General features: G+C 57.8%; 11 protein-coding genes. 1 reads left to right on the top strand and 10 read right to left on the bottom strand.

Features of this window, described 5'->3' with window-relative positions; genetic code table 11:
• Positions 1-564: 564 nt before the first annotated feature.
• Positions 565-957 carry a DUF4430 domain-containing protein gene (locus tag ACF8AM_RS20315; protein WP_392557401.1) on the top strand — a complete coding sequence of 131 codons (393 nt, stop codon included), beginning with the start codon at positions 565-567 and terminating at the stop codon, positions 955-957.
• Between the two features lie 492 nt (positions 958-1,449).
• Here the strand turns inward: ACF8AM_RS20315 and ACF8AM_RS20310 are convergent, their stop codons facing one another.
• From ACF8AM_RS20310 to ACF8AM_RS20265, 10 genes are all read right to left on the bottom strand, one after another.
• Positions 1,450-2,526, bottom strand: a complete 1,077-nt coding sequence (locus tag ACF8AM_RS20310) for a sugar kinase (protein ID WP_392557400.1) — start codon at positions 2,524-2,526, stop codon at positions 1,450-1,452.
• Between the two features lie 143 nt (positions 2,527-2,669).
• Positions 2,670-3,479, bottom strand: coding sequence for a D-mannonate oxidoreductase (locus ACF8AM_RS20305; RefSeq protein ID WP_392557399.1), 810 nt, complete (start codon positions 3,477-3,479; stop codon positions 2,670-2,672).
• Between the two features lie 389 nt (positions 3,480-3,868).
• Entirely contained in the window at positions 3,869-5,668 is a 1,800-nt protein-coding gene (recJ, locus tag ACF8AM_RS20300; protein WP_392557398.1) for a single-stranded-DNA-specific exonuclease RecJ, read from the bottom strand.
• Between the two features lie 39 nt (positions 5,669-5,707).
• Entirely contained in the window at positions 5,708-5,872 is a 165-nt protein-coding gene (gene rpmG, locus ACF8AM_RS20295) for a 50S ribosomal protein L33 (RefSeq protein WP_007324504.1), read from the bottom strand.
• A gap of 183 nt (positions 5,873-6,055) precedes the next feature.
• Positions 6,056-6,715 carry a hypothetical protein gene (locus ACF8AM_RS20290; RefSeq protein ID WP_392557397.1) on the bottom strand — a complete coding sequence of 220 codons (660 nt, stop codon included), beginning with the start codon at positions 6,713-6,715 and terminating at the stop codon, positions 6,056-6,058.
• A 104-nt stretch (positions 6,716-6,819) separates the two neighbouring features.
• Positions 6,820-7,683 (bottom strand): DUF1559 domain-containing protein, encoded by an 864-nt coding sequence (locus ACF8AM_RS20285; protein ID WP_392557396.1) that lies wholly within the window; start codon positions 7,681-7,683, stop codon positions 6,820-6,822.
• 82 nt (positions 7,684-7,765) lie between these two features.
• Entirely contained in the window at positions 7,766-8,092 is a 327-nt protein-coding gene (locus ACF8AM_RS20280) for a hypothetical protein (RefSeq protein ID WP_392557395.1), read from the bottom strand.
• Positions 8,093-8,331: 239 nt separating this feature from the next.
• A complete protein-coding gene (locus tag ACF8AM_RS20275) occupies positions 8,332-8,871 on the bottom strand; it encodes a hypothetical protein (RefSeq protein WP_392557394.1) in 540 nt (179 codons plus the stop codon).
• Positions 8,868-9,293: a type II secretion system protein gene (locus ACF8AM_RS20270; RefSeq protein ID WP_392557402.1), complete on the bottom strand. Its 426-nt coding sequence runs from the start codon at positions 9,291-9,293 to the stop codon at positions 8,868-8,870. The genes ACF8AM_RS20275 and ACF8AM_RS20270 overlap by 4 nt, the downstream gene beginning before the upstream one ends.
• Entirely contained in the window at positions 9,293-10,366 is a 1,074-nt protein-coding gene (locus tag ACF8AM_RS20265) for a type II secretion system F family protein (protein ID WP_392557393.1), read from the bottom strand. The genes ACF8AM_RS20270 and ACF8AM_RS20265 overlap by 1 nt, the downstream gene beginning before the upstream one ends.
• Between the last annotated feature and the right edge of the window lie 154 nt (positions 10,367-10,520).

The following is a 10,520-nucleotide window of genomic DNA, read 5'->3' as shown; positions in this document are numbered from 1 at the left end:
GATTGGGGCAGGCAACGTGTAGCCGACGGAGGCCCTCCGTCGGCGTGCGCGCCATCAATCGCGGCCCGAGTTGGGGCTTTGCTGCGGGGAGCGAGGGGTGAGTCTTCGCGGGGTTGGTGCGTTGCAGGTGGGGTTTGCCGACTGAGAGGCCTCAGTCGGCTACGGTCCTGGGTCGGGATTGGTGCAGGCAACGTGTAGCCGACGGAGGCCCTCCGTCGGCCTGATTGCCGATGATTGCAACCGGTGGCGGGTTTTCAGTGGGGAGGAGGTGATGAGCTCGCGGGGGGTTGGTGCGCTGCAGGGGTATTTTTGCCGACTGAGGGGCCTCAGTCGGCTACGGGGGCCGGATGGGCTTGTGGTGACTTGCGGATTCCCCTGACTCGGCGCGTGTTTTCGCGGTAAGTTGTGGGAAACCATTCCGCGAGGTTCGCTCGCTACCAAGTTTCACAGGCAAGCATTGTGTTTACAAAAACGACCGAGGAGTCATCGCAGGCAGCGAGACACTTTTTCACGCGGGCGAGTGGTAGCCGTTTTCGTCCGCTGTTTTGCGTTCTTTTGGGAACCGTGTTGCTGAGCCTCTGTGGGTGCGGTGGATCCACCGCGTCCGTGGAGCCACCGGTGATTGAAGACTACGCGCCGACGGGGGAGGTCACGTTCGAGTTCGTGATCGATGAGGAGACAACCAAGTCTTATGTCGTGGACAATGTCGCAGCAGGATCGACGTTGGAGACTCTCATGCGCAATCTGAGTTCTCCCAAGATGGAAATCGGTGGCGAAGGCACGACCGCGTTCGTCAATTCTGTCGAGGGAATTGCCACGAACGCAACGCGAGGATGGACTTACACGGTCGACGGCGAGTTCGCAACGAAGGGGATCGGCACGATGGAATTAAATCCACCTACCAAGATCGTGTGGAAGTACACAACCTTTGAAGAGGCCACTGCCGAGAAAGAGTGAACGGCTGGCCTACGGTTTTGAGTGGGGGCGAGTGACGCGTTGGGCCCTCCCCACGCTGGACCCTCGAGGTTGTGCCTTTCTGTGTCACCCTTCCTTGGGACGTTCGAAAGATCATGGTGGCTGGCGTCTGGGTTTCGCCCCAGATGGGGCCATCGTGGGACTTGGGGGAGTCGCTCGCTCACGCTTCGGGTTGTGATGTCGCTGTCCGGTGGTTTTCGCTTTGCTCGATCACCGGCTACCGTCTGTGACCGCTTCGTGGCCTCACTCGAGAACGCGAGCCCCCTATGAAACCCGAAGCAAAAGGCGACCACCTGGATTGGACCACTTACCACCGGTTCGTCAGGCCTCCCAGGGGGAGGGTGATGAGAAACGCTTGGCAACACAGCATCTAAAAACGGCACGCCCTCTTCAACGGGCGGGGGTGTTGAGATGTCACGAGCACTGCTACTTCAGAACCTCTGAGGAAGAGGTTGTCGATGCACCCTGCAAAGCTTAGCGTTGGACGCGGGCGTTGCCCTTCCAGATGCTCCAGACTTGGTCTTCGTCGGCAGGTTGGCCGAAGTCGGTGTAGAGCGTTGCGGTCAAAGCACCGGTGGCCCAACCGAATTGGGAGCTTTTCTCTGCGTCCCAGCCTTGCAGCACGCCGTAGAGCAAGCCACCGACGAATCCGTCACCGCCGCCGATGCGATCGATCACGCCGATTTCGCGAGGCTCGATGACAGCGAACTCGGTGCCGTGCGAAACGATCGCGCCCCAGTGATGCAGGTTGGCGCTCTCGACTTCACGCAGGGTGGTCGCGAACAGGGTGGTATCGGCGTATTCCTTTTTGACGCGATTGATCATTTCCTTGAAGCCATCGATCTTCGCGGAAATGTCACTGCCTCCGGCTTCGGGGCCTTCGACCCCGAGGCACAGTTGGAAGTCTTCTTCGTTGCCGATCAGGATGTCGGACAGGCTGGCGATCTCTTTGAACTGAGCCGCCAGTTTTTCTTCGCGACCTTTCCAGAACGAAGCCCGGTGGTTGAGGTCGAACGAAATTCGCGAGCCGTGTTTCTTGGCCGCACGAGCGATCTCCAAGCAGAATTCGCTGGTCTCTTCCGAGAGAGCAGCGATCAAGCCGGACAGGTGAACGATCTTGGCGCCTTCGGTTCCGAAGATGCGATCGAGGTCGAAGTCTTTGACGTTCAGCTTGCGGCCGACTTCACCGGCGCGGTCGTTTTGCACGCGAGGTCCACGCGAACCCCAGCCGCTGTCGGCCATGTTGATTTGGTGACGCACGCCCCAAGGGTTGTCTTGAACGAATTCAGGACCTTCGTAGTCCATGTGACGGCCGGCCAAGTCATCTTTGATGAACCGAGCGACGGGACTGTCTTTGACAAAGGCGGTCAAGATTTTGACGGGCAATCCCAAGAACGACGAGATGCTGCCGACGTTTGATTCAGCGCTGGTGGCTTGCATCTTGAACGTGTCGCTGCAGTGGAACGGTTGGTGGTCCACTGGCGTGAGGCGAATTCCCATGCTGGTGGGAATGACCATGGCGTATTTGGCGTCGCTGCGTAGTTCAATCATGGGACAGTGTGGATGGGGAGAGTTGGGATGAAGGGATGAGCCGTTGTGAGCGGGCTGTCGCGATGAAATCGTTCTAGGATTTGCGAGTCCGAATTCTGGCGAATCCGGCTACGGACAACTCGAGAAGTGCCTTGGAAGCAGGGCTAGATCGTGACGGATGCGAATCCGCCGTCGACCGCGATGTTTTGACCGGTGACAAACGAAGATGCTTTTCGCGAGGCCAACCAGATCGCGGCCCCGGCGAGTCCTTCGGGTTTTCCGAAGCGAGCCATCGGGGTGTGCCCAATGATTTGGCCGCCACGTTCAGTGTACGAGCCGTCGTCGTTGTAGAGCAGTTTGCGGTTTTGTTCGGCGGGGAAGAAACCGGGGCTGATCGCGTTGACTCGCACGCCGGTGGTCGCCCATTCGCGAGCCAGCCAGAGGGTCAGGTTGATCACCGCGGCTTTCGCGGCCGAGTAAGCCACGACGCGAGACAGCGGGATGATGCCTGACATCGACGCGATGTTGATGATGCTGCCGACGCCGGCTTCGATCATCGCGGGCGCGAACACTTGGCTGGGCAACAAGGCGCCGCCGACCAAGTTCAGGTCGAACACGTGCTGCCAAGCTTCGCGAGGCAATCCGCAGACATCGCCGCCAGGTGGAATCGTCGCGTCGGGATGGTTGCCGCCCGCGGCGTTGACCAGGATCGTTGGCGTTCCGGCCCAAGCCGTGATCGCGTCGCGAGCTTCGGCCAAGGAGTCCGCTTGCATCCCGTCGACGGCAAAGAATTTGGCTTCGCCGCCGCCCGAGGTGATCGCTTTGACTTTCGCTTCGCCACGTTCCGCGTTGCGTCCCAAAACTGCCGTGCGAGCTCCGGCCGATCCGAGTGCCTGGGCCATGTGGCCGCCGAGCTCGCCTGTGCCGCCGATTACGACCGCGACATCATCGTTCAATTCAAAAAGTGTATTCATAGTGGCGGTACTTTACTCGCAACGCGACGCAGAGAACAGCACGCGAAACAGGGAAGTTTTGCCCATCGAACGACGCAGGGTCTATGGAGGGCTGCAGCTTTTTTGATTCCGCTTTTCGGCCGATTTCCACATGGTGTACCTCTCCCGAAACGAAGTTTCAGGAGAGGTGCGACGCCATTCGGGCGTACGCGAGGGTGAGGGCCGAGCATGGGAAACGGGGCGGACAGCCCTCCCCGGGATTCTCGCTGGACGCTCGCATTCCGACCCTCCCCAACTGCGTTCAGGAGGGTGAATTCAGCCTTGCGAGCACTGAGATTCAACCTTGCGATCACTGAGCTTGTAAAACTGCACGACCTCTTAGGGAGGAGAGTAGCAGATTCTTGCCCGTCTCAGGTTTGTATTCGCCAGTCCACCAAGTGAACTTCGACACTGCGGTAACCATTGAATTCGTTGATGACGGGCCGGTAGGCGATCTCGATCGGGCCGTTGTGCTGGTTCAGCGGTTCGCACCAATCCGCCGCACCGAAGGCGACGCCCCGAATCACGCGTTCGCCTTGTTTCAGACGCACGGACAGGTGGTTCTCACCCTTGCCCATCTTTTTGGCCGGTTCGTTGAGCTGAATGTCGCGGCCCATCAACACCGGACGCGGGTTGCCGGCGCCAAAGGGAGCCATCGTTTCGATCTGCTTCATCGTTTGCAGGTTCAGTTGACCGAGCGGAGCCTCCGCATCGATTTGGATCGCCGGCGCCAATTCTTGCTCGGACCATTGTTTCGAGACGGCTTCGCAGAAGTCACCTCGAAAGGCTTCGATGTCGGATTCTCGAATGGTCAGTCCTCCCGCTGCTGGGTGACCGCCGTAGCGAACCAGACGGTCCTCGCACTCTCGCAGGGCTTCGTAGAGGTTGATGCCTGTGCCGCCGACGCGTCCCGACCCGGTCGCGTCGACTTTGCCCGCGGTGTCGAGCGAGAGAATGATCACGGGTTTGGCGTATTTCTCGGCCAATCGCCCGGCGACAACACCGATGACTCCGGTGTGCCAGCCGACTCCGGCCAAGACCAATGCAGGATCGTTTTCAGGATCGAAGTTTGATTTGGCTTGCTTTTGGGCGGCTAGTTGAACGCTTCGCTGCAGCGTGTCGCGGGTTCCGTTGAGCTGGTCGATGTACTGGGCAAGCGCCACGGCGCGGTCGCCGGCTTCGATGGTCAGCAGTTCGATGCCCAGTTGGGCTTGGCCAAGGCGTCCGGCGGCGTTCAGCCGAGGAGCCAGCCCGAAGGAAATGTTTTCGGTGGTTAGTTCGCTGGCTTGGTCGAGTTTGGTCAGTTTCATCAGTTCCCACAAACCCGGCAGCGGTTCAGTCTGCATGACTCGCAGGCCGTGATTGACCAGCACGCGGTTTTCATCCAGCAGCGGGACCACGTCAGCAATCGTTCCGATGGCGGCTAGCGAGAGCGACTGCATCAGGAATCGCTTCATCGGCGGTGTGACTTTTTTCTGCCCGCATTTGGCTTGGCAAAGCGACCAGGCGAGTTTGAAGGCCACACCGGCGCCGCAGAGTTCGCCAAATGGGTAAGCCGTTCCGGGCAGTCGTGGGTGGACGATGATGTCGGCGTCGGGCAGTTCGTCGCCAATTTGGTGGTGATCGGTGACGATCAGCGTCACGCCAAGTTCGCGACAGAGTTTGGCGCACTGCAGGCTGGCGATGCCGCAATCGACCGAGATGATCATCTGCTTGCCGCGAGCGACCAGTTTGCGGATCGAGTCCTCGTTCAGGCCGTAACCTTCCTCGAGCCGGTTGGGCACGTGGTAGCTGACCTCGGCCCCGATCAAACGCAGGCAATTGACCAGGATGGCGGACCCAGTCATGCCGTCGGCGTCGTAATCGCCATAAATGACGATCGGCGTCTTGGCTTCAGCGGCCGCTAAGATTTTTTCGGTCGCGGCAGGTACGCCGGGCAGCAACTGCGGGTCACGCAGGCTGGTCAGTTTGGTGTCCAGGAACGTTGCGGCGTCTTCTTGCGAATAAACGCCCCGACTGACCAACAACTGAGCGACGACCGGAGGCAACCCCGTGGTGCGAATCAATTGTTCGACCAACGGGGCGTCGTGTGGAGTGATCCGCCATTCCCGCTTCGTCCCGGAATCAACAAGCTGGTTGGAATCGGAAATCGAGCTGGAATCGGTACTCAAATCGACCGTCGTCCTTGAATAGAGTCGGCGCTGAGAAGCTTACTTTTTCTTTTCAGCGTGCCAGGTGTGCTTGCGCAGGTTGGGGTTGTACTTCTTCAAACGAAGCTTTTCCCCACCAGGCTTTTTGCGGAGGGTGTAGTTGTACTGTCCGGTTTCTTCGCAGACCAGGAAAATGGTTTCTGCTTTTTTCTTGCTCTTGGACATCAGACGTGCCGGCGTGGTTTGTCAGGGAAATGAAATTTTCGAGCCCCAGAGTATGACTAGCCAGGTGCGATTTTGGCAAGTCGTACTTTTTTGGGGGGAATCAGGGGGTGTGATTGTCGCCCATCGACTCCGCTCGATGGAGAAAGGGTCTAGATCCGGCGACCCTCAACCTAAACCGGAGTGTCAGCCATTGGGGCTGACCCAATGAAGAAACTGGCCCTCGCAAAGGTTTGCCTTCTCCGGGTTTTCTTCGATGTACCGACGCAGATATTCGTATTGCTCACCTGATCGAACAAGATGATCGAAGGCATCGGATTGCCAGAGCTTTCCGCGCCGTTCCAACGCAGCGTTGATTTTCTTGGCGGTGAAATGAAGCCACGAGAAGCACTGTTTCGACATTGAGTCAGGATCAGCGAACGACGCCAGTAGATGCACGTGATTGGGCATGACGACGAAATCACCGAGTCGATAGCGAATTCCGTCGAAATGGTGCAATGCATCGGCGACAATGCGAGCGATCTCAGGACGTTTCAAGACACACGCACCGTGACAATCATCAAGAAAACGTTCGTGCGTCTGCCTGAATTGTCTCTGGAACGTGTCTTTGAGTTTTTGTTCCAGGGAGTGGGCAATCGATTTCCAGTTCAGCGTCGTGGCCTCGGGGGGGCCTGCTCGATGCAGCCAGTCGACCCGTTCACGATCCCATTGATCGATTACGACCGCGGGGATGGAATCGGCCAGTCGAAAGGTGATGAACACGATTGCTCCCGCTTGCGACCAGTGCGGTTTGCAGCGTTCCTGGATAGAGAACTCGGCGGATGGGTCGAACGGTTCGCCTAACATGCTGTCGTTGTATGTTCGGGGTGACTCCATTGGACGGAGCCAATGGGCGACTGTTGGTGCGAAGCATATGACTCCATCGGGCGGAGCCGATGGACGACAGTCAATCACATCTCTTCGTCGACAAATTCTCCGTCGGCTCGGTGGCCGAGGTAGGTGAAGATTTGTGGGTCAGTATTTTGTGAAAGAAATCGGACCGAGCCGTCTGCGAAGCCGAAGTTGCCGCCGCCGGGATGTTCACTGGCGAAGCCGCCGACGAACTCGGGCGGATTCTCGTCGATGGCCGTGTTGTTCATCTGCATCATTCGAATCCCGCCGCCAATCATGGTGCCGGTGTTTCGTAGTGTGCTTCGTGTTCCTGACGCCCACCCAAGTGATCTCCCGGTCGGAATCATTTCGCCGATCAGGATTGTGTGGCTGCTGCCGTCATAGATGTCGCTGTAGCGAACCTCGCTGTTGAGAAACAGCAGTCCGTTGTTGTCTTCGTCGATCGGAGCTTCCACGTCGTGATGACAGCCGGCGTAGTTGGACAGGCCAGCCGTCTTTTCATCGTTGGTGCCAAATGGAAACGATGGGCACAAGAAGGCGGAAATTTGATACGCGCGAACTTTTGCATTGACCGGAGCATAGACGCTAGCGGTCAAATCAAAGTCGTCGGCGGTACCTTGCTGTTCGATGTAAGGCAACAAGCGAACCAGGAAGCTGATGTGCTCGCCATTGGGCGTGTTGACGATGGGACCGGTCGGGTTGGTGGTTCCTGGTGGCAAGTGCTCCATCGCGAATTCGTAGTTGTGAGTCGCCAAGGTGAGCTGAGCGATGTTGTTGGAACAGCTCATCCGTCGTGCCGCTTCCCGAGCGGCTTGGACCGCCGGCAACAGCAAACCGACCAAGACGCCGATGATGGCGATCACCACCAAGAGTTCGACCAGCGTGAATGCACGCCGTGACGAGGAAGGGAAATTCGTTGCCATGGTAGATTCCTGGGTTCGGGGTGGGGCCGGTTGAAAAGGTCGGTGGAGCAATGGATTGGGATTAGGTGAGTGTCGTGGGTGGCTAAAGCTCGGAAGCGATTTGCCAGTTGTTGGACCGCTGGATGCGACGCGGGTTCTCGGGATCTTGTTGGCCCAACCGAGCGATCACGTGAATGGTCAGGGAATCCTCGGAGGCATCGTCTCGCGTCACTTCGATTTCAATTTCGGCCGGTTCATCACCGCGAATCGCGTCGCTGACGGACCAGGTTTCTCCGGTGTAAGCGTTGTCTTCGCGAAGTTGTCGGTGAGCTCGGACCAATCCGGCCTCGAGCAGCCAATCGGTTTGTTCCACTCGAAGCAGTTGGTTGGTTTGTCGGCGATGCGTCAGGCTGCTTTTCAGCGAGGTCATCACCAATGAAATCGAAATCCCCAGGCACACGAGCACGTAGATCAGGGCTGTGCCTTTGCGTGGTGGCCTGGGAGATTTTGTGCTGAGATTCTGCTCGGCCCTCCCCTCGCTTCGCTCGACCCTCCCAGAGGGAGGGTGAAGAGGACGGGAGCTTCGCTCAAACCTCCCGGTGGGAGGCGGGAGGGTGGGAGTGGTTTGCTTGGCGTTTCCGAAGAGCGGGTGAAGGGAGGATGCTTGTTTCATGGCTTCACTCCGAATCGTGCGTACCGATTCAGTTCCATTCGCAGATGCAAATCGTTGCGATCGGTCGTGTCCGAGTTGGGTGAATTGGAATCGTTCGTTAGTGGCAGTCGACTTGGGATGGAAGTTCCGCTGGAACGTTTGATCTGCAACGTGATGGCTTTGGGGAGTTCGGTGTCGTTCCAAATGACACGTGAACCCGGTTGCAATTCAAAGACATCCGTTCGCGTGGTGTTCGCGTCGATTTGTTCGGTCCGCTGAATCACTGGGCCTTCGACTTGATACACGACTTGCAACGAGGGCAGCGTCAACGTTTGGCCGTCAACCGAAGCGGCGTTGGCGGCGCGGGCATCGTCCCGAATCATCCGTGTTAAACGTGTCAGGTTGGTTTGGTGAGCTTGCCGGGAGTTCATTTGTTTGGAGAGTTTCATGGATTGGTGAATCCAGCCGATGGAAACAGTGATCAGGGATGAAAGCACCGAGAGCACGATCATCAGTTCCACCAAGGAATGAGCGTGTCGTTGAAGAGAGCGGTTCATTGCGACGTCTCCTCTTTGGCGATTGTGTCCAGAACCCAGCCAACCAACTCGAGAGGTGTGCCCGGATGGCGGCGTTTCCAATCCAATCGCAGAGCGACCCGTGGGCCGAGTTCATCGTCGATGAAGTCGCCTGACCACTCGGGTTCAGTCAATGAATTCTGGAGTTCCTCGGATGCCTCAAGTTCCTGCAGAGCGGTTGCAATTTCAGCCGTCGGAAGAGACGTGATCCGTTCGAGTTCGCTGGACACCGCCCAGGTCGCAATGCGTTGTTGGTTGGTGTCTTTCCAAACCCCGTGGATTCGAAACGTCAACGAGGTCACGACTGACATCAGCGCGATCATGATCGAGGCGGCGACCACCAATTCGATCATCGTGAATGCGTTTCGCGATGGCGAAGTTCGGCTTGTGGAGCGATGGGGGATCACGCGAGGGCTCCAATCAGGCTGGTGAGAACAAGGAAGATCGCGATGCAAACCCAAGCCACGACAGCGGCCAGCAGAAACAGACTGACCAGCGCGATCGCTTGCGTCACCAGGTGGCGGCGCATCGAACGCCGGTCAAAGCGAGATTCTGCGAGCCATTGCAGCAGCCAGGCTTGGACATCGCTCGACGCGGCCACCGACAACGCTCGGGATTCTTTGGTGGTCAGAATCTTTTCGCTGGCCAGCGTCGCCCAGGGGTCTTCGCCTCGTTCGATTCGTTCGCATGATGCGGCGAGTCGACGTCGTGTTTGGGGAACGTGATGACACTTCGAAAGGGTTTCCAGTCCCGAGGCAATCGGCCGGCCGGAACCGACCACGATGGCGAGCAATGAAAGCAAATTGACCGCCGGGGGAACGAAGCGTTCGTGCCATCGAAACGGATTGAATCGTTGCGGGCGTTTCTCTCCAAAGAAGAACAAGCGTCCCAGGAACATCATTGCGAAAATCGCGACCCCAAAAAAGAAGAACTCGCCACCACGGTGGCTGACCGAGATCAGCAAACGAGTGATCGCAGGGAGTTCCAATCCAAACTCTTCGAACATCTTTTCAAAAGTCGGCATGATGAAAATCATCAGGAATGAAAGGATGAACCAAGCGACAATGAATCCGAGCAGCACGCGAGTGAACTCGGATCGCGGATTCTGCCAACTGGAATCGGTGGATTCCGATTCCAATCCTTGGTCGGAGATCAATGCTTCGTAGGTTTCACTCAGGGTTCCTGTTTCGCTTGCCAAACGAATGGCCATCAAGCCGGAGTGAGCCAGGATGCCCGGTGTTTGTTCCAGAGCATCCGCGACAGGTGTGCCCGCTTTCAGGAGCATCGCGAGATGGTTCATTCGCATTCCAACGGGGCCGCCAAATTCGGCCGCGAGAAGATGCACCCACTTCGCGGGATTCGTGCGTTCTTGGTGAGCGACCAGCAACGTTCGCACAAGGGCTCGCTGCGGGATTGACGAAAGAGCCAGCAAGCCATCGGGAGTGTTGTCGTGCGTTGGTGTGAATGAAGTGTTCATGACAACCCACTGATGAGCTGGACGAGTGGCATGAAGAGCGCGACCATTACCCACCCAATCGTCATCCCCAGCGTGCAGACGATCATTGGCGATACCCAAATCAATATGTCGCGGCGTCGGTGTCGTTCGCGATCGCGATAGATGGCGGCGACAT

It is taken from the genome of Rhodopirellula sp. JB055 (assembly GCF_043100905.1).
In the GTDB taxonomy this organism is placed as follows: Bacteria; Planctomycetota; Planctomycetia; order Pirellulales; family Pirellulaceae; genus Rhodopirellula.
The sequence above is the reverse complement of the archived record's forward strand: the minus strand, read 5'-3'. Positions and strand labels throughout refer to the sequence as shown.

Coding starts and splice junctions, on each gene's coding strand:
- ACF8AM_RS20310 (WP_392557400.1), bottom strand. CDS start 2,526: ATGATTGAACTACGCAGCGACGCCAAATACGCCATGGTCATTCCCACC.
- ACF8AM_RS20305 (WP_392557399.1), bottom strand. CDS start 3,479: ATGAATACACTTTTTGAATTGAACGATGATGTCGCGGTCGTAATCGGC.
- rpmG (WP_007324504.1), bottom strand. CDS start 5,872: ATGTCCAAGAGCAAGAAAAAAGCAGAAACCATTTTCCTGGTCTGCGAA.
- ACF8AM_RS20290 (WP_392557397.1), bottom strand. CDS start 6,715: ATGTTAGGCGAACCGTTCGACCCATCCGCCGAGTTCTCTATCCAGGAA.
- ACF8AM_RS20285 (WP_392557396.1), bottom strand. CDS start 7,683: ATGGCAACGAATTTCCCTTCCTCGTCACGGCGTGCATTCACGCTGGTC.
- ACF8AM_RS20280 (WP_392557395.1), bottom strand. CDS start 8,092: ATGACCTCGCTGAAAAGCAGCCTGACGCATCGCCGACAAACCAACCAA.
- ACF8AM_RS20275 (WP_392557394.1), bottom strand. CDS start 8,871: ATGAACCGCTCTCTTCAACGACACGCTCATTCCTTGGTGGAACTGATG.
- ACF8AM_RS20265 (WP_392557393.1), bottom strand. CDS start 10,366: ATGAACACTTCATTCACACCAACGCACGACAACACTCCCGATGGCTTG.